The 17,243-nt window shown below is 65.9% G+C and carries 16 protein-coding genes and 1 pseudogene; 9 read left to right on the forward strand and 8 right to left on the reverse strand.

Features of this window, described 5'->3' with window-relative positions:
* Positions 1-96: 96 nt before the first annotated feature.
* From ACFVJ3_RS20335 to ACFVJ3_RS20345, 3 genes are all read left to right on the forward strand, one after another.
* Complete coding sequence (locus ACFVJ3_RS20335) at positions 97-555, forward strand: flavin reductase family protein (RefSeq protein WP_378453733.1); 459 nt, start codon at positions 97-99, stop codon at positions 553-555.
* A gap of 65 nt (positions 556-620) precedes the next feature.
* On the forward strand, positions 621-1,307 hold the full coding sequence (locus tag ACFVJ3_RS20340) for an amidohydrolase family protein (RefSeq protein ID WP_378453734.1): 687 nt from the start codon (positions 621-623) through the stop codon (positions 1,305-1,307).
* 314 nt (positions 1,308-1,621) lie between these two features.
* Positions 1,622-1,897: a hypothetical protein gene (locus ACFVJ3_RS20345; RefSeq protein WP_378453735.1), complete on the forward strand. Its 276-nt coding sequence runs from the start codon at positions 1,622-1,624 to the stop codon at positions 1,895-1,897.
* Positions 1,898-1,920: 23 nt separating this feature from the next.
* Here the strand turns inward: ACFVJ3_RS20345 and ACFVJ3_RS20350 are convergent, their stop codons facing one another.
* The gene (locus ACFVJ3_RS20350) at positions 1,921-2,565 is read right to left on the reverse strand and encodes a PAS and ANTAR domain-containing protein (RefSeq protein ID WP_378453736.1); all 645 of its coding nucleotides are present in this window, start codon (positions 2,563-2,565) and stop codon (positions 1,921-1,923) included.
* A gap of 415 nt (positions 2,566-2,980) precedes the next feature.
* On the opposite strand from ACFVJ3_RS20350, the gene ACFVJ3_RS20355 reads away from it, so the two are divergent.
* The gene (locus tag ACFVJ3_RS20355; protein WP_378453737.1) at positions 2,981-3,352 is read left to right on the forward strand and encodes a hypothetical protein; all 372 of its coding nucleotides are present in this window, start codon (positions 2,981-2,983) and stop codon (positions 3,350-3,352) included.
* Positions 3,353-3,673: 321 nt separating this feature from the next.
* Here ACFVJ3_RS20355 and ACFVJ3_RS20360 read toward each other — a convergent pair whose 3' ends face one another.
* From ACFVJ3_RS20360 to ACFVJ3_RS20380, 5 genes and pseudogenes are all read right to left on the reverse strand, one after another.
* Entirely contained in the window at positions 3,674-3,820 is a 147-nt protein-coding gene (locus ACFVJ3_RS20360) for a hypothetical protein (protein WP_378453738.1), read from the reverse strand.
* A gap of 102 nt (positions 3,821-3,922) precedes the next feature.
* Complete coding sequence (locus tag ACFVJ3_RS20365; RefSeq protein ID WP_378453739.1) at positions 3,923-4,567, reverse strand: ScbR family autoregulator-binding transcription factor; 645 nt, start codon at positions 4,565-4,567, stop codon at positions 3,923-3,925.
* A gap of 168 nt (positions 4,568-4,735) precedes the next feature.
* Positions 4,736-5,143 carry a lipopolysaccharide assembly protein LapA domain-containing protein gene (locus ACFVJ3_RS20370; protein WP_378453740.1) on the reverse strand — a complete coding sequence of 136 codons (408 nt, stop codon included), beginning with the start codon at positions 5,141-5,143 and terminating at the stop codon, positions 4,736-4,738.
* A gap of 314 nt (positions 5,144-5,457) precedes the next feature.
* Complete coding sequence (locus tag ACFVJ3_RS20375) at positions 5,458-6,066, reverse strand: hypothetical protein (RefSeq protein WP_378453741.1); 609 nt, start codon at positions 6,064-6,066, stop codon at positions 5,458-5,460.
* 750 nt (positions 6,067-6,816) lie between these two features.
* Positions 6,817-7,225: pseudogene (locus ACFVJ3_RS20380) on the reverse strand (ANTAR domain-containing protein); the annotation flags it as partial.
* Between the two features lie 292 nt (positions 7,226-7,517).
* On the opposite strand from ACFVJ3_RS20380, the gene ACFVJ3_RS20385 reads away from it, so the two are divergent.
* Positions 7,518-8,108, forward strand: coding sequence for a histone-like nucleoid-structuring protein Lsr2 (locus tag ACFVJ3_RS20385; protein ID WP_378453742.1), 591 nt, complete (start codon positions 7,518-7,520; stop codon positions 8,106-8,108).
* 137 nt (positions 8,109-8,245) lie between these two features.
* On the opposite strand, the gene ACFVJ3_RS20390 is transcribed toward ACFVJ3_RS20385, so the two are convergent.
* The gene (locus tag ACFVJ3_RS20390) at positions 8,246-8,698 is read right to left on the reverse strand and encodes a hypothetical protein (RefSeq protein WP_378453743.1); all 453 of its coding nucleotides are present in this window, start codon (positions 8,696-8,698) and stop codon (positions 8,246-8,248) included.
* A 254-nt stretch (positions 8,699-8,952) separates the two neighbouring features.
* Here ACFVJ3_RS20390 and gvpJ (ACFVJ3_RS20395) point away from each other — a divergent pair, with 254 nt between their 5' ends.
* Positions 8,953-9,315 (forward strand): gas vesicle protein GvpJ, encoded by a 363-nt coding sequence (gene gvpJ, locus ACFVJ3_RS20395; protein ID WP_378453744.1) that lies wholly within the window; start codon positions 8,953-8,955, stop codon positions 9,313-9,315.
* Positions 9,316-9,794: 479 nt separating this feature from the next.
* Complete coding sequence (gene gvpJ, locus ACFVJ3_RS20400; RefSeq protein WP_378453745.1) at positions 9,795-10,199, forward strand: gas vesicle protein GvpJ; 405 nt, start codon at positions 9,795-9,797, stop codon at positions 10,197-10,199.
* Between the two features lie 280 nt (positions 10,200-10,479).
* Here gvpJ (ACFVJ3_RS20400) and ACFVJ3_RS20405 read toward each other — a convergent pair whose 3' ends face one another.
* Positions 10,480-10,776, reverse strand: a complete 297-nt coding sequence (locus ACFVJ3_RS20405) for a hypothetical protein (RefSeq protein WP_378453746.1) — start codon at positions 10,774-10,776, stop codon at positions 10,480-10,482.
* Positions 10,777-11,241: 465 nt separating this feature from the next.
* Here ACFVJ3_RS20405 and ACFVJ3_RS20410 point away from each other — a divergent pair, with 465 nt between their 5' ends.
* Positions 11,242-14,544: a protein kinase gene (locus ACFVJ3_RS20410; RefSeq protein ID WP_378453747.1), complete on the forward strand. Its 3,303-nt coding sequence runs from the start codon at positions 11,242-11,244 to the stop codon at positions 14,542-14,544.
* 418 nt (positions 14,545-14,962) lie between these two features.
* Positions 14,963-16,906, forward strand: coding sequence for a potassium transporter Kup (locus ACFVJ3_RS20415; protein ID WP_378453748.1), 1,944 nt, complete (start codon positions 14,963-14,965; stop codon positions 16,904-16,906).
* Positions 16,907-17,243 lie beyond the last annotated feature (337 nt).

Below are 17,243 nucleotides of genomic sequence, written 5' to 3' on the forward strand. Positions count from 1 at the left end.
GGCATGCATAGCCCGGACAGTTTCGAGAGGTCGCTACAGGTGGCAATCGCCTGAAATCATGTAACCCCCGTGTCCACCGTTCGGGGGAAACCTCAAGTGACCGGACCGGTCGCCATCGTCACCGCCAACGACAACGGAACGCCACACGGCACGACGGTCAGCTCGCTCGCGTCCCTGAGCCTGACGCCGGCCATGATCTCGGTCGCCCTCGACAACGCCTCGACGCTGTTGAGCATCGTCCGCCGGACCGGTGCCTTCGGTATCAACATCCTCTCCGCCGGGCAACACGAGGCGGCGATGCGCTTCGCGAGCCGCCGCGAGGGCAGATTTGCCACTGCAACATGGGAATTCGAGGAGGGCCTACCATCGCCTGATGGGCAGCACAGCCTGGTTGCAGTGCAACGTCGCGGCCGAGATCCCCGGAGGGGATCACACCCTGCTCCTCGGCGCGGTGCGGGGCTGCTCGACCACCGACCGCACCCCCCCCTGGTGTACAGCCGGCGCAGCTTCGGCACGCACACCGTGCTGCCCTCGATCACTGCAACCGCATCGTGAACGAGATAAGGAAGGGCGACCGGCCCCGCCGGACCGGCCACCGGTCATCGTGAAGGGCAGGGACAATGAGCACGGCCGCCGAATCGCTCATCGATGTGCACGCGCACTTCGTCACCGACCGGTACGTGAACGCAGCGAAAACTGCCGGGCACCAGCACCCCGACGGGATGCCTGGCTGGCCCACCTGGAAGGCGGCCGACCATCTCGCTCTGATGGACGAAGGCGGGATCGACACCGCCATGGTGTCGGTGTCCTCGCCCGGTACACACTTCGGTGACGACGGGGCCGCCCGCGCGCTCGCCCGGGAAGTCAACGAGTTCGCCGCCGAACTGGTGCGGGAGCATCCGGGGCGCTTCGGTCATTTCGCCAACCTGCCTCTACCGGATGTAGACGGTTCTCTGCGGGAAATTGCCTACTCCCTCGATGTTCTCGGCAGCGACGGCGTCGCCGTGGAAACTAACGCGCACGGACGTTATCTCGGCGACGCCCTGTTCGAACCGGTGTGGACCGAACTTGATCGCCGCCGTGCCGTCGTCTTCGTGCATCCGACGTCGCCGCCAGGTCACGAGGCCGTTTCACTGGGTCGGCCGCGACCGATGTTGGAGTTCTTGCTCGACTCCGCCCGCACCGTCAGCGACCTGGTCTTCGCCGGCGTCTTCCTGCGGTATCCCGACATCTCGTGGGTCTTCACGCACGGCGGCGGCGCAGCGACTACTGCTGGACTCCCGCACCCGCGACCGCACGCCAGATAGCATCCATCGATTCCGCAGAACAACCTCATGGTGACACTTGGCGCGCCCTGACCACCCGCAACGCGCATCGACTCTTCCCTCGCCTGAAGGCCACCGCAGATGAACCCCAGGCGCCTTCCTGCGATGACACCGCATAGGCGCCGGCGCCGCATCGTCTGTTCGGTTACCGCGATGCAGGGATCACGGCGAGGTCTGAAACGCTGCCGACACGGTTCCCTGGACTAGTTGGCATCGTGGGTGCGGTTGCGGCGCCATTGCAGTGGAGGGGTCATGCTTATGCTCCGGGAACACCGCGAGCAGGAGGTTCGATACGCATGCCCGAGAAAAGTGACAAGAAACCGGAGCCTCGAACCGTGACCGTGGGTACCCGGGTGCTGGTCCAACGACAGTTCGGACAAGCCGCGACCGGCGTGATCATCGAGGACTACTCCGAACTGACCGATACGGCCGAACGCGGACACGAGTGGGCGCCCGTGCATCGGTGGGCGGTCGCCCTGGACGACGGGCGGCTGGTCTTCGCCGATACCGCCGACCTCACCATCGAGCCCGGCAGCCCGAGATCCGGTCCGGGGGCCGACGCAACCGTCTGAGCCGCCGCCAGCGGAACCGTTACCTATGGGTGCCGGACCTTTTCGTGGGATGTAAGCAGTAGGTGATCGAACCAGGTGCGCAGACCGGAGTTTGGTTCACACTCGGCGAGGCCGGCGACGATCTGTTCGGCGATGGTGCGGAGTCGGGTGTTGGTTTCTTGTGAGCGCCAGGTGAGGATGCCGAAGGCACGGTCGGCGGGGATGCCGTAGACCAGCATCAGGGCGCCCTTGGCCTGTTCGATCACGGCCCGGGATTCGGTGAGTTCGGCGACCGCTTCGTCGACGGAGTCTTTGACGTCGTCGCGGTGGGACTCGGTGATGTCGATGTAGAACCCGGCGGTGCCGATCACCTGGCCGGTGTCGTCGTGCAGGCGGTCGCCGACGACCACGACCTGTCGGATTTTTCCGGTGGTGTCGATGATGCGGTGTTTGCTGCTGAAGGGTTCGGCGTCGTTGATCATCCGGTCGAGGGCCCGGGCGACGTGGGGGTGGTCTTCGGGGTGTTTGTGGGAGAGCAGCAGTTCGGTGGTCGGCGTGACTTCGCCGGGCCGGTGCCCGTGCATCTGGGCGACGGTATCGGACCATTCCCACCGCTGTCCGTCCAGGACGAACCGGAAACTGCCTACCCGCTGCGGCTCGCCGCCACCGAATACCTGCTCTGAATCCACGCCCTATTTTCTAGCAAATCGATAGCTGGGGAGTTGCGCGGGCTGTTCGGTCGTGCCCAAGCTCACATAGCAATGCGCGATCCTTCGGGTGCCCGGCCGCATCGCATGGACCGGCAGGGCCGGTGGCCCTCGATGACCTCACCGTCGATCCGTCTCCTGAAGCTTCGAGGTCGAAAGGGGACGAGGGCGTAAGCAGTCCGCTGTCGACTGCCTGTCGACGTCAGGCCTCCACGGGGCACCAGAAAAGGTCGTGTAACAAAGCGGGCCGGCCGTTCGGTGTACCTATCGCCTCACCGGTCGCGTCAGTCGTGTTTCGCGCCGGTGAGGCCCGCGCGTGACAGTCGGTGGCCGTCCAGGGAATCGACGATCTTCATGGCCTCAACGCTGACTGCGGCTCAGAAGTCGATTAGTGGGCGTGGTCTTCGCCTCCTGCTCGGTGAGCGGTGCATCGGAGCGGCCCACGGTGCTCTGCCGACGATCGTCGGGTCCTGGTCTGGTCGTCGAGCCGTGCTGCCCGGGCATTCTCGTGGCCGACTATTGCCTCCTGCCAGCCCTGATCGGTCACGGCGACGTGATCGCGGGCGGCTGGGGGTGGTACGCCGAGCTGTGCGGCGATCTGCGCCCACGACATGCACGCCGCCGTCGCGTCGCTGGCGAAATCGACGGCATCCTCGACCGGGCAATCCCGCCTTCACGCTGCATCTCTGCGATTCCCACCGGTGAAGCCTGCGGCGCTGCGGCTTCGGCGAACGCCTCCTCGGAATACCACCGGCTTGTCCGCTGTTGAAGAAGCTGACGGTGGCGCGCATACCCCGGGTACCACACCAGAAAAGTCGCTGCGAGCGACCACTTGCCGAGAGGCGATATGGCGTCACTGTCACCCTTGACCGGGTAAGACCTACATTGCGTAGCGTTCCCGGACGGGATGAGGAGCCGCTGACACCGGGGAAGGTGTCGGCGGCTTTGCTCTGCATCCGCCTACAGGTCCTCCACCCGCACCGATCGAGGATCGACATCGAATCGGCGGCCTTTCACGCTGGGATGGCGTAGCCTGCGACGTGGGCAAGGTTTGATCTGTTGCTCGCAGCCGACGGACTTCAGTGGTTCGCTACAAGACCTCGAGCAGTCGTTCGGCCAGTACGGCTGCCGACGCTGGGTTCTGCCCGGTGAACAGGTTGCGGTCGACGACCGTATAGGGCTTCCATATCTCATCCTTGGTGAAGTCGACGTTCAGGGCGATGAGTTCGTCCTCCACCAACCACCGGGCCTTCGGTCCGAGCCCGACCGCGTTCTCTTCCTCGTCGGTGAGCCTGCCCCTTGGACAGCTATCCGCTGGAGGTTCGCTGATCAATTCCCACTAGGCGGGCACGAGGACCGAGGACAGTCGGCGTGCGGCGAACTGGGAGAAGTATTCGACCTTCGCATTGGCGACCAGTCCGGGTAGGAAGACCTTCCATGCGGTAGTCATACGCTCGGACAACTCCGCCAATGTGGCGGTTGCGACTGCCACCAGGCGTGTGCCTAACGCCATCTCCAGCAGGAGACGGCCCGCCTCGTCCGGGTCCGTGCCCTCGCGGAAGTCGCCTTCCTCGACTGCCCGCGCCGCCAGTGCTCGAAAGGTCGAGGACCACTGGTCGAAGACCGCGGGCCCGGTGCCGCGGAAGTCGCCGATTTCGTTGAGCAGCCGGAACGCAGCCGAGATCAGGTCGTCGTTGTTGGCCGTGTCGACCATCACGTACGAGATTCCGATCAGCGTTTCCAGTGCCGGAGTGCGAGAGTCGAATTGCAAAGAACATACCGCGTTCAAACGTTCGCAGCCTTCGTCGATGACCGCCCGTGCCAGTTGCTCTTTCGAGCTGAAGTGGAAGTACAGTGAGCCCTTCGTCACGCCCGCAACGGCGATGATCTCGTGCAAGGCTGCTTCCGTGTAGCCCACGCGGTTGAACACTTTGGCCGCGGCGGTCAGCACAGTCTGCCGCGTGGCTATCGCTCTCTTCTGCAAGACACCGGCCCCTTCGTTCGACGTGGATGATGGTGTGAATCGTACTGGTCGGTATTGAGTTCGCCGGTTCTCGATCTGGGCGAGGGTTTCTTGTCGCTGATCGCGTTTCGCTTCGAAGGTGTATGTCCGGGGGCGTGCACCGGCCTCGACACGTATGACAGGTGGTTCTCACGGATCGGTGGTGAGCGCGCGTTGCCGGTTCGCGGCGTGGCGGATTTGCAGGATCCGCATACCACCGGCGACCGCGATGATGATCGCTCCGGCCACCGCGGCGAACAGCAGCGCCACACCCAGCGGCAGCGTGAAGTCCCACCCGAATAGTTCCAGGGTGATGCTGTCGAGGTTCTGCAGGATGAACACCAGTAGCAGCACCAGAATGAGCACGCCGGTGACCAGACCGGTCCAGAGCGCACCGGTACGGGTGTGTGTGATGCCCTTACGTCGGGCGGGGTCGGGATGCAGGTGGCTGGCAGCGTCCGGGTCCGGCGTCGTTCCCGCCGGGGGGACGCCGCTGCGCCGCGGCCCCGGTGAGAAGTCGGTGTTCGGATCGGCGGGGTTCCCAGAGGTGGTCGACATGCACGGTCGAGTACCCATGCGAGGTTCCGGCTACCCCGGCGCCCCGGCTCCGGGTTCGCGCGCTGTGTGGCGATCGAACCCTGGGCCGGGTCATCAGTGGTCAGCGGCAGCGTGCTCGTCGAGTACGAGCGCACCCGCCGCGCGTAATTTCCTGACGGAAGCAATGCAACCCGACCACAGCGGTGGCACGGCCCTCACGCTCGGGTCCTGGCGGCCGGTCGGCTGCTGCACTGGTCGTAAAGGCGTGAGTGACAGGGTCAATGTGAGAGGCGACTCCGAACGTATCCGGTGGTTCGGCCGCGCTGGTCTGGTTGTCAGTGGTGCTTGCCGGTCGGGGTTGTCCCGGTGCCCGGGGGTGGGGTCTCGGCGCGGGCGATTTCGGCTACGCGGTCGGCCAGCTCTCCGGTCAGTGTCGTGCCGGGTTCGGTGCTCGCGGCGTCCGTGAGCTGGGTTACGACGGTGGCGGTCGACGGGTCGACGGTGTCGATGCTCGGAGAGTGCTCGAGTTGGTGCGGCGCCTGGACTTTGAGGCGCTCGGCGAGCAAATCGGTGTCGAGTTGCTGCGCAGCCTTTTCGTTCAGCTCGGCGTGCTCGACGGTCGCGGATCGAGAGGTAGCTTCGACCTCAGCGTCAGTGACTTCCACTGCGCGTGCATCGTCATCCTTGACGGATGCACTGCCGGGGGCGGGGGCTACGCGGGGTGGGGCTGGGGCGTTGGCGGCGCGATGGGCACGGTCCTGGTGACCCAAAACGGTGCCGACGGCACCATCGAGCAGGCCGAGGCCACCCCGATACAGCCGTCGAGCCGGTGCTGATGGCGCCAGGTGTGAGATCACCCGGTCATCGATCACGTGGAGGGGGTAGCGCACGATCGTGTACTGCACGCGCAGCACGGCCAGGGGTAGTGCGGTGAGGATGTTCATGGAGCTTCCTTGTACGGGTGACAGGTCAGGATTAGGGGTGACGCTGCCGAGGGGCCTCGATCGGGTCGGGCCGGGGCGGCGGGTCGGCAGTGTTCTGTTCGTGCGGGGAACCTCCTACGGTGTGGTGTCCGAAGGCGGGCGGGCACCGGAACGGCCTGTCGAGCGCTCGCCGGGCATCGTTGCCTCACGCCGGGCACCGGCGGCTCACGGTGTTCGGCTACCATCGCACCAGCCTCGTGTCGCGGCTGGCAACCCGAAATATCCTGCCAGGCTGGGTGTCTGGCCCAATACATCGGATCCGAGGAACTCCCCGACAGCTGTCGACTCCGGATCCTTGTACGCCTCCGCGTTCGCGCGAGTACGTGCACGGGCGGCCGCCTCGATGATGCGCAGGGTGCGGTGTGATCCACTGCGCCCGGCGCGGTACGCGCGGTCGGGTGAGTCAAACGTTCCCCGAGGGTCCCTTCCTCCCGCGTTTCTTGTACAAGACATAGGCGATGACACCGACCAGAATGACGATTCCGATGATTTCCACAGGCAGCGGATACCCGATCGTTGCGTTCCCCACGCGGTGCGACCGTTCAGCAGCCTCGCGGCGTTCCGTGCCGCGGCTTTCGCGGTGACTGTTCGGGTGAGTTGAGAAGTTCGCGCAGTGCCCTGCCACTGGGCGTTCGCCGAGGTCTCACTCAGACCGGTCGAGTCATCCGGTCCAGGGTCTGCGGGTTGACAACCCAGCCCGCGGAACCTCCCTTACTTCGGTCGCCGGGCTCTTTCGTGTGCGGTGAGCAGCACATGATCGAACTGCGCGCAGACCGGAGTTTGGTTCACACTTGGCGAGGCCGGCGACGATCTGTTCGGCGATCGTGCGGAGCCGGGTGTTGGTCTCCTGCGAGCGCCAGGTCAGGACGTCGAAGGCGCGGGCGGCGGGGATGCCGTAGACCAGCATCAGTGCACCCTTGGCCTGCTCGATCACCGCCCGCGACTGCTCGAGTTCGTCGACCGCCTCGTTGACCGACCCTTTCACGTCACTGCGGTAGGAGTCGGTGATGTCGATGTAGAACCCCGTCGTGCCGATCACCGCTCCGGTGTCGTCGTACAGACGGTCGCCGACGACCACAACTTGGCGGACTTTGCCGACGGTGTCGATGATGCGGTGTTTCTAGCGGATCGGTAACCCGAGAGTTGTAGGGGTCGCGCGGACAGGACGCCCACAGTGGTCTTTGGTGCCGGCCAGAGATCGGGGTGGTCCACCGACGACGCTCGCCGATCCCCCATCGCCCGTGACAGCAGCTTCGGTGGCCCGCCGATGGGTGTTGTCTGATGATGATTAATCGCTCCCGCCTGGGGTAAGCACGGCTTACGCACCCCCGCCGGGCACGGTTCCATGCTGTATCTCGCCGCCCGCCGACGCCGAGGTGCGGGTGACGACTCGGCAACTGTGGGTGAGGGCAATGAAAATCAGAGGTCAATTGGCGGTGGCCGTCGGGGCGGGTTATCTGCTCAGGGGGTGGACCGCGAAGCTCGCTAGGTCCCCGGAGGTCGCCAAGCTCGGTGAGACTATTCGGGGAGAGCTGATGACCGCGGCGAAAGCTGCGGCGGTCACCGCGGTCAACACGCGTATCGAGTCGCTCAACAGCCGGCTCCAGTCGAGCGGCGAAGACCTGGCGGTGGGCGTGGGCGAGGTGGCCGGCACCAGGTCAGGCGAGATCCGCGACCACCACGTCGGCGAGCCGGAAGAGGGAAAGGAAGAGCCCCGCGAGCGGATCGAGTCCGCAGAAGGCGAACAGGTGCGGGAAGCCGGAGAGGTACCGGACGACGAAGGCGAGGAGCGGGCCGAGGAGACGGGCGAGACCGACGAGAGCGCAGAGACCGCGCAGCCCGAGCGGGAGAAACCGTCAAGGCGCCGTCCCCGCACCCGACGGACCCGGGACACAAGCACGGCCAAAGAAGTCCGGGAGTGGGCCGTCCAGCAAGGCTACGAGATCTCCTCGCGCGGCCGCATACCCGCGGACATCGAGCAAACTTTCCGCGACGCCCACTGACAACCGAGCGGTAACCGGTGGTCGGCTAGTAGGCGCGGCGACGGCCGCCGAGAGAAGAACGCGCCACCACCGAGGGTCAGCAACCGAAGAAACATCGGCAGGGTGGCCGCTGCTGCCGCGATCACCCGGTCGCAGGTTCACGACGAACTGAAGATGGGCAGGACGACACCGACGACGGCGAAACCAAGGACGGCGATGCCGCCGATCAAGTGTGGGAACACCTGTTGGTAAATCTCGACCGGAGGGACCAGCATCATCGTCCCGGTGACGAAGATGCCGGGGTAGATCACCTCCTGGGTGTCCTCCACCCCCGAAAGTGCTGGAGCAACAGCGTGTCGCGGTAGCGTTGCCCGCGCACCCGCTCGTCTGTGCGCTCCGGAGTTACGGTTGAACAGTCCGGTGCGGACGACGCGGGCGCGGGCAACGCTACCGCGCGCTCGCAGTGCCCACCGACCCCGTCCGCAGATGATGATGTGGCCGGTCATCCGGCTGATGCGCAGTCCATTCGCCGTCGTTCCATGACGTTGCGCAGGGTGGCCTTCGATGAGCGCCTCCAGGAGGACGCCGAACATGTACAGCGCGGTGCCCACGCCTGCCAGGTCAGAACGATGGTGAACAACTGTCCGATTCCCGTGAGGGGTGCACTTCTCGGGTGCCGATCCTGGCTGATGTTCCGCTGGTTGAAGTCTCCCGAATCGGGGTAGTCGCAAAGACCGTACTCAGGGCCCGAGCAGAACCGGGCGGGACGAGTCCATCTACCGGTGTGTGCAGCCCGCGTTGCGCCGCTCCGTCGGTAACGAGCCGCCATGGCGGCCTCGGGCGGCCGAAAGCAAGGAGCACAGCAATGACCACAGGTGGACCGAGCTCGAGCAGCCTCGCCGATGTCATCGACACCATTTTGGACAAAGGCCTGGTCATCGACGCTTACGTGCGTGTCTCACTCGTCGGCATCGAACTACTTACGATCGACGCTCGCGTGGTGGTCGCCAGCGTCGACACGTACCTGCGATTCGCCGAAGCGGTGAACCGGCTCGAGATCGGGAGCGAACCGAAAGGTCTGACGGACCTGGTGTCGGACGTCAAGGGTGGCGGCAGTTCGAAGTCCAAGACCAAAGGTGTCCTCGAAGGGGTCGGCGAAACGCTCAGTGAACTCCTCGGCGGACAGGACACCGAGCGCGAACACGCGTCGAAGCGACGACAGAAGTGATTTCCGAGGGGACCAGGCAACCGATGCGCCGACCCGGAACCCCGGCGCACACCCGCACCATCGGGACCAACGTGCCGCCGGATCGCGTGGGAACGCTAATACCCCGTCTCGGTACCGGCGAAGGAACTCTCGTCGGTCAGCTCGAGACCGCTGTTTGCGCTGGTGGTTGAGCCCTGACGAGGAGGGGTAGACGAACGACATAGGCGCACCCTCCGCGCACGGTCCTGCGACACATTTCACCGAGCTGGCTTCGAGCGCGCCGAGATCTCGCGACGAAGGGCTTCGACGATGACAACCAAAGCTCAACCGCCTTCGGCCGTCCGGGCGGGGAATCCGCCGGTAAGCGCGCACAGGATCACTGCGGCGGAGCTACTCGCGCCGACGTTCAGTGCGGCCGGCGACAGTATCGATATACCGGGCGACCAGTTTCGTTCGGGCGGAAGGGATCTCCTCTGCGGGTGCAAGCACGGAGCACCGGTATGACCACGGCGATACAACCCGCAGGCGGTGGAGGTGTCGCCGGTGGTCCCAGGTCGAGCAGCCTCGCCGACGTCATCGACACCATCCTCGACAAGGGCCTGGTCATCGATGCCTACGTGCGCGTCTCGCTCGTCGGCATCGAAATACTCACCATCGACGCCCGCGTCGTGGTCGCCAGCGTCGACACCTACCTGCGATTCGCTGAAGCCGTGAACCGGCTCGAGATCGGCAGCGAACCGGAAGGCCTATCCGACCTCGCGTCGGGCGGCACCGACAGCGACGCGGAATCGACGGCGCAGAGCTCGATCGAATCCGGTGACGACAAAGGTGATGGTCTGAGCGGCGGCGACGAAGAACCTGAACGCGAACGTGTGACGCGCAGGTCCACTCGGGAGGACAAGTGATGGCTACTCAGAGACGAGTTCGCTGCCGCGTTTGAAACAACTCGAGGGCAAGGCCCAGTGCGTCGTCAAAGGCCGCTACGACGAGGCGGCCATCCCGGGGAGGTGATCGGGGAGAGCGACCAGGCAGCGAGGAGGAGGCCGTGCACATCGCGGTCCTCCGACGTCGACCGGCAGGACGAACCCGAAACAGACAGTGGGTGAACTCGCCCGGGACTGGAACGGCCGAATCGAGATCCGCCTGAATCAGGTTATTTCGACGCAACTCCGGGTGCCGGCGGGCTCACCCGCGGGCATCGGTGCGGATATCGCGGGGGACGAGTTCGAACCAGGCGCTGGTGCCGCCGTGAATGTGCGGGTCCGGATAGCGCAAGGCCAAGCCCTGCTCGTCGAAGGCGGTGAACCAGTCGCGCCACGGCATGTGTTCGAGGACAGGCGTGCCGGCCTCGTGGAAATCGATGCGCAACACGGAGGCGTCAATGCCCGCAGTCTTGGCGATGCGTGCCGGTACGCCGTGATGGGACTGAGTCCAGCGGCGGATTTCGTCGTGATCGGTAGTGGTGTGCCGGGGTGATTTCATTCGAATCGGTCCTCGTTCGTGTCTTCCGTTTGTCGGATGTCGGTCCGGTGCATCCCGGGCATACCCAGTTCCGGCGTATTCATTCTGATGAGTAGAGCGAGCGAGTCGACGTCACCGAACATTGCCTTCCTCGCTCGCTACTCCGGTGCTGCGCACCGCAGATCCGCCGCCGGGGTACGGGCGGCGGAGTGAACCGGCCCCGACCCGCAGCGGCCGCTCATGCCAGATGACCCATCGCACGCAACCCGGAGGAGGCTCATCTCTGCTGTGTTTTGGTCAGGGTGCCGTTTGAGACGAATGTGTACCCTCACCGCGCCGCCGGCCGGCCGGGCGACGCCGAAATCCTTCGCGGGACGAGGTCCGGGGTGCCGGGTGGTGGATATCCTTGGGTGCACAGTTTTCGAGCTGAGTAAGCGCGGGTGTCGATCGTCGATGCCACGAACAGGATGAATCGCTGGGTGGCCGATGGTCAGAGACGATGATCCACTGGTCACGCAGCGTGACATTGGACCGGCGGTCGCTGCGGAGTTGGCGGCGGTCGGTTTTGGGGACGCGGAGGAGATCGGCCGTGGCGGCTTCGGTGTTGTCTTCCGCTGTACGCAGCCCGACGTGGACCGGATCGTGGCCGTGAAGGTCCTCACCGCAGACCTGGACAAGGTGAATCGGGCGCGGTTCTTGCGGGAGCAGCGGGCAATGGGCCGGCTGAGCGGGCACCCGAACATCGTCAATGTCCTGGAGGTCGGTGACACCGAAGGCGGGCGCCCGTACATCGTGATGCAGTACCACGCGCAGGATTCGCTGGAGGCGCGGATCCGCCGACACGGTCCGCTGCCGTTGGACCACGCGTTGCGGACGGGGGTGAAGATCGCCGGGGCGGTGGAGACCGCGCATCGACTCGGAATTTTGCATCGCGATATCAAGCCCGCCAACATTCTGTTCACCGACTACGGGGAGCCGGCGCTGACAGATTTCGGAATCGCGCACATCTCCGGTGGCTTCGAGACCGGCACCGGAACGGTGACTGGGTCGCCGGCATTCACCGCCCCGGAGGTGCTCAGGGGTGATCCACCGAGCACCGCGTCGGACGTCTACGGCCTCGGGACCGTCTTGTTCAGTGCCCTGACTGGCCACGCGGCCTTCGAGCGCCGCACCGGTGAGCAGGTGGTGGCCCAATTCCTGCGGATCACCACCGCACCGGTGCCCGACTTGCACGGCCTCGGCATCGACGACGACGTGTCCGCGGAGATCGCCCGAGCGATGGCCGCGAACCCGCAGGATCGGCCGTCCGCCGCCGAGCTCGGTGACGAACTGCGGCGGATCGAGGCCCGCAACGGATTCCCGGTCGATGAGATGGCGTTGCATGCCGGACCGGATGCGCTGCCGGGAGAGCCGAACCCCACCCGCCCGGTCGTCGATCCCGAGGGCGCTGCGGTCGTGCGCGATTCGGCGGCCCCGGATCGTGTGCGGGGCAGCGCGGGGAATCTTCCCGTCGAGCTGACCAGCTTCGTCGGTCGCCGTAATGAACTCACCGTGACCAGGGAGATGCTCTCCCGCTCACCGTTGGTGACATTGACCGGGATCGGCGGTGTCGGCAAGACACGCCTGGCATTGCGGGTGGCCGCGAATATGCAACGCGATTTCCCTGACGGGGTATGGCTGGTGGAGTTGGGAGAACTATCAGACGAGTCGCTGCTGACCGATGTGGTGGCCGCAGCGCTGGGGCTGAGGAACTACTCGGCGCGGCCACTGCGTGAGGTGCTCGTCGAGTTCGTGGCCGAGCGGGTGCTGTTGGTGATACTGGACAACTGCGAGCGGGTGGTCGACGCCGTGGCGGACCTCGCCGAAACATTGTTGCGAGGCTGCCCGGGGCTGCGGATCCTCGCCACCAGTCGTGAGCTTCTGGGCATCGGTGGGGAGGAGGCGCTTCGGGTGCCACCGCTGCCGGTACCCGATCCGGATCGGCAGTCGTCGTTGTCCGGGCTTCCCAGTTATGACGCGGTCACGTTGTTCGCCGAGCGCGCCGCCACGGCCGTCCCGGGGTTCGAACTGACCGAGGACAACAAGACTGCGGTGGCCCAGATCTGTCACCGACTGGACGGGTTGCCGTTGCCGATCGAATTGGCGGCAGCTCGGCTGCGAGCGATGTCGCCGGAACAAATCCTGACTCGGCTCACCGACCGATATGCGTTGCTGACCCAGGGCAGCCGGGGCGCACCGTCGCGGCAGCAGACCCTGCGACTCAGCTTCGACTGGAGCTATGAGTTGTGCACACCGGTGGAGCAACGAGTGTGGGCGCGGGTGGCGGTGTTCGCGGGCAGTTTCGAGCTCGAGGCCGCCGAGGTGGTGTGCGGAGCCGGGCTCGATGCCGTCGAGCTACTCGACACGATGGCCTCCCTGGTGGACAAGTCGATCCTGATCCGCGAGGAATCCGGCACCGCGGTGCGGTTCCGGCTTCTGGAAACACTGCGCGACTACGGCCGCGAGACGCTGCACGAGACGGGCGGCATCACGGAGCTGTGCCGGCGCCACCGCGACTATTACCAGAAGTTTGTGCTCGCCGGGGAGGCCGACTGGATCAGTTCCCGACAGCTCGAATGGATCACCCGGCTCGATCGGGAGCAATCGAATCTCCGGGAGGCACTGGAATTCTGCTCGTCCGACAGCCCGAACACAGGTCTCCGGATCGCCGCCGCCCTGTTCCCGTTCTGGAGTGCCAGTGGACTACTCAGCGAAGGCCGCCGGTGGCTCGCCCGCCTCCTCGCCCGAACCCCCGGGGAGCCGAGCGTCGACCGGGCCAAGGCGCTGCACGCGGCCAGCGTGTTGGCCGAGGTGCAGGGTGACCTCGAGGCGGGCGCCGCACTTGTGGACGAGGGACTCGCGCTCGCCGAACAGTCGACCGACCCGATGATCCAAGCCCTCATCGCCTACGCCGACGGCATCCTGGCGATCTTCGGTGGTGACCTGGCCCGTGCGTGTTCGCGCTTGGAAAGCGCGATCGAGACGTTCGGTCGGCGGGAGGACCGCACGCTCCAGACCGGTGCGACGAACATGCTCGGGCTGGCCAACACACTGCGCGGCGAGACGAAACGAGCCATCGAGTGCTATGAGCAGGTGCTCACGCTCACGCAGGCACGCGGGGAGGTCGTGTATCGGTCGTATGCACTGTGGGCGATGGGTGTTGCGTTGTGGCGGCAGGGGGATGCAGATCGGGCGGTGGGGCTGCTCGAACAGTCGTTGCGCCTGGCCCGAGAGGTGAACAACCGGCGCACCGCCGCGTCGGGTCTCGAGGCGCTGGCCTGGATCGCCGCCGGGGAGCAGACAGCACGTCGCGCCGCCGTGCTGCTGGGATCGGCCGAGGAGCTGGGTCGGTCGGTCGGCAGCGATGCGGTCGTGTTTCCGACGATGCTCGTCGACCACGAGGAGTGCGAACGGACGTGTCGTCGGGTACTCGGTGAGCGAGGATTCGAGGAGGCCGGCCGGGAGGGCCGGCGGCTGGGGTTCGATGCCGCCGTCGCCTACGCCCTCGGCGAGCGGGCCCCGGATTCCCCGCCGGCCGCGGCCGCGGCGTTGCCGAAATTGACCAATCGGGAAGGGCAGGTCGCCGACCTGGTCGCGGAGGGCCTGACCAACAAGGAGATCGCCGCTCGACTCGTGATCTCGCCCCGCACCGCCCAGGGGCATGTGGAGCATGTGCTGGCCAAACTTGGCTTCACCTCCCGCGCACAGATCGCCGCGTGGGTAGTGGAACAGGCAGGAACCACGCACTGAACGACGCGCAATCCGCCGTCGCCAGTCGCACACCCGGGCGTCGTCGACGTCTACTCTGGCCGATCCTGGGCTGGGGGGTGATGGTCACGCACGCCACACCGCCGGTCGCATCATCGGCAAACATCGCCTGCGCGCCAGCCACGCGGGCCCGCCGTCCGCGCCCGCGTGGCGGAAAGGGGTGGTCGGCACTCACCGGCCTCATTCGAATGAGCCAATCCTGCTGAGGTGACAAGGAAGTCGGCCCTCTTTCGGATAAACGGTGCTTGTTCTCGCCCACCGGCGCTGGTGCAGGTGACGCTGAGGGCCCGCCCGGTGGTGGGTGGGGTTCCTCGACCCACAGCGAGAAACTCGACTTCCGCGGTCAGCACGTACAGGAAGACAGACAATGGGATCCGGTCCTGCAGACGAGGAGCACGCCATGGACACAGAGCCTGGAGTCGGTCCGCCGAGTCGCGTGGAGGGCGGCGGTCGAGAACCGGTGCGGGCCGCCGTCGTGGTCGGCGCACTGGGTGTGGTGTTCGGCGATATCGGGACCAGTCCGATCTACACCATCCAGACGGTGTTCAACCCGGCCGATCCGCACCCCGTGCCGATCAGCACGAACAACGTGTACGGCGTGGTGTCACTCATCTTCTGGTCGGTGATGCTCATCGTCACCTTCACCTACGTCCTGCTGGTGATGCGCGCCGACAACGACGGCGAGGGCGGGGTGATGGCGCTGATCACACTGCTGCGGCGCCTGGGTGCGGTGCGGGGCCGTCGCGTCGCCGTGGTGCTGGCCGGGCTCGGCATCTTCGGTGCCGCTTTGTTCTTCGGCGACAGCATGATCACCCCCGCGATCTCGGTGCTGTCCGCGGTGGAAGGCCTGAAGGTCGTCGAGCCGGGGTTGGCAGAGTGGATCGTGCCGATCACGGCGGTGATCATCGTGGGGTTGTTCTCCGTCCAACGCCGCGGCACGGCGGCGGTCGGGCGACTGTTCGGGCCGGTGATGATCGTCTGGTTCGTCTCGATCGGGGCCTGCGGCGTGAGCGGCATCGCCCGGCATCCGGCGATCCTCGAGGCGCTCTCGCCGACCTATGCGCTGAGCTTCCTGTTCGGGCACTTCGAAATTGCCTTCTTCGCGCTGGCCGCGGTCGTGCTGGCGGTCACCGGCGCGGAGGCGCTGTATGCCGACATGGGGCATTTCGGTCGGCGGGCGATCACCCGCGGCTGGCTGCTGCTCGTCCTGCCGGCGTGCGTGCTGAGTTACCTCGGCCAGGGGGCGCTGCTCCTCGGCGACGAGGGCGCGGTGAGCAGCCCGTTCTTCCTGTTGGCCCCCGACTGGGCGCGGTGGCCGATGGTGCTGGTGGCGACCGCTGCGACGGTGATCGCTTCCCAGGCGGTGATCACCGGCGCCTACTCGGTCGCGTCGCAAGCGGCGCAGCTCGGCTACCTGCCGAGATTGCGGGTGGCACACACCTCCGAGTCGACGATCGGCCAGATCTACGTCCCGTGGATCAACTGGGTGCTGATGGTGTCGGTGCTCACGCTGGTCTTCGCCTTCCGCAGTTCGGCGGCGTTGGCGTATGCGTTCGGAATGGCGGTGACCGGGACGATCACCATCACGACTCTGCTGTTCTTCTACATCGCCCGGACCCGGTGGGGCACGCCGTTGTGGCTGGTCGTGATCGGTGCCGGCTGTTTGTTGGCGGTCGACCTGCTGTTCCTGGCGGCGAACCTGACCAAACTCGTGCACGGAGCCTGGTTGCCGCTGCTGATCGCGCTCACGGCGTTCACCGTGATGACCACCTGGCAGCGTGGTCGCGCCATCGTCACCCGCGCACGGGAGCGAGCCGAGGGATCGTTACGGGAATTCGTCGACCAACTGCACGATTATCGGCCGCCGCTGGTGCGGGTCCCGGGCACCGCGGTGTTTCTCAACCGCGGTAAAAAGACGGCGCCGTTGGCGATGCGGGCCAATGTCGAGCACAACCGCGTGCTGCAGCAACACGTGGTGATCATGTCGATCAACACGCTGCCGGTGCCGCGCGTACCGGACACCGAGCGGACCGAGATCGATAAGCTCGGCTACGCCGAAGACGGGATCGTCCACGTCACAGCATTTTTCGGGTACATGGAATCACCGCACATCCCGGCCGTGTTGCGGCTGCTCGACCCCGCCGACACCGAGGGGCCGATCGCGATCGACGACGCCTCCTACTTCCTGTCGAAGATCGAACTGACCACGGGGACGGCACCGACGATGGCGCAATGGCGCAAGCACCTGTTCATCGCCACCTCCTACATCACGGCCGACGCTGCCGAGTACTTCGGCCTGCCAGGGGAGCGGACAGTGATCATGGGTTCCCGAATCGAGGTTTAGGGAAGTGGGTTCGCCTGCAGGACCATGTTTCCCAGCTTGGGGTTTCGTAGCGTGATCTGTTGAGGACTGTTCGCGACGACACACCACAGCCGGCCCGAGGGCACTATTTCCGGCCGGTCCGATCAGCGAGCGGACACCACACCAAGGTTTGGTCCCATGGGCAGGAGGTGTGCGGGAACGCCCTGCCTCGCCCGGTGCGCATCGTCGCAGCGTGATCAGGACACCTTCAGCGATGTCGAGAACCGGATGTTGCGTGCGTGCAAATCGTTGGTAGTCACCCCAGCATCGCACTGCACCGATCCTCCCGCCCACGACGGACCGGCGACTGGTGGACCGG

Origin of the sequence: Rhodococcus sp. NPDC127593, assembly GCF_042671975.1 — a bacterium.
GTDB lineage: Bacteria > Actinomycetota > Actinomycetes > Mycobacteriales > Mycobacteriaceae > Rhodococcus_F.

Bases quoted from the DNA above. Each gene is read 5' to 3' on its own strand.
- ACFVJ3_RS20375 (WP_378453741.1), bottom strand. From the start codon at position 6,066: ATGAACATCCTCACCGCACTACCCCTGGCCGTGCTGCGCGTGCAGTAC.
- ACFVJ3_RS20370 (WP_378453740.1), bottom strand. From the start codon at position 5,143: ATGTCGACCACCTCTGGGAACCCCGCCGATCCGAACACCGACTTCTCA.
- ACFVJ3_RS20340 (WP_378453734.1), top strand. From the start codon at position 621: ATGAGCACGGCCGCCGAATCGCTCATCGATGTGCACGCGCACTTCGTC.
- ACFVJ3_RS20385 (WP_378453742.1), top strand. From the start codon at position 7,518: ATGAAAATCAGAGGTCAATTGGCGGTGGCCGTCGGGGCGGGTTATCTG.
- ACFVJ3_RS20345 (WP_378453735.1), top strand. From the start codon at position 1,622: ATGCCCGAGAAAAGTGACAAGAAACCGGAGCCTCGAACCGTGACCGTG.
- gvpJ (WP_378453745.1), top strand. From the start codon at position 9,795: ATGACCACGGCGATACAACCCGCAGGCGGTGGAGGTGTCGCCGGTGGT.
- ACFVJ3_RS20410 (WP_378453747.1), top strand. From the start codon at position 11,242: ATGGTCAGAGACGATGATCCACTGGTCACGCAGCGTGACATTGGACCG.
- ACFVJ3_RS20415 (WP_378453748.1), top strand. From the start codon at position 14,963: ATGGACACAGAGCCTGGAGTCGGTCCGCCGAGTCGCGTGGAGGGCGGC.
- ACFVJ3_RS20405 (WP_378453746.1), bottom strand. From the start codon at position 10,776: ATGAAATCACCCCGGCACACCACTACCGATCACGACGAAATCCGCCGC.
- gvpJ (WP_378453744.1), top strand. From the start codon at position 8,953: ATGACCACAGGTGGACCGAGCTCGAGCAGCCTCGCCGATGTCATCGAC.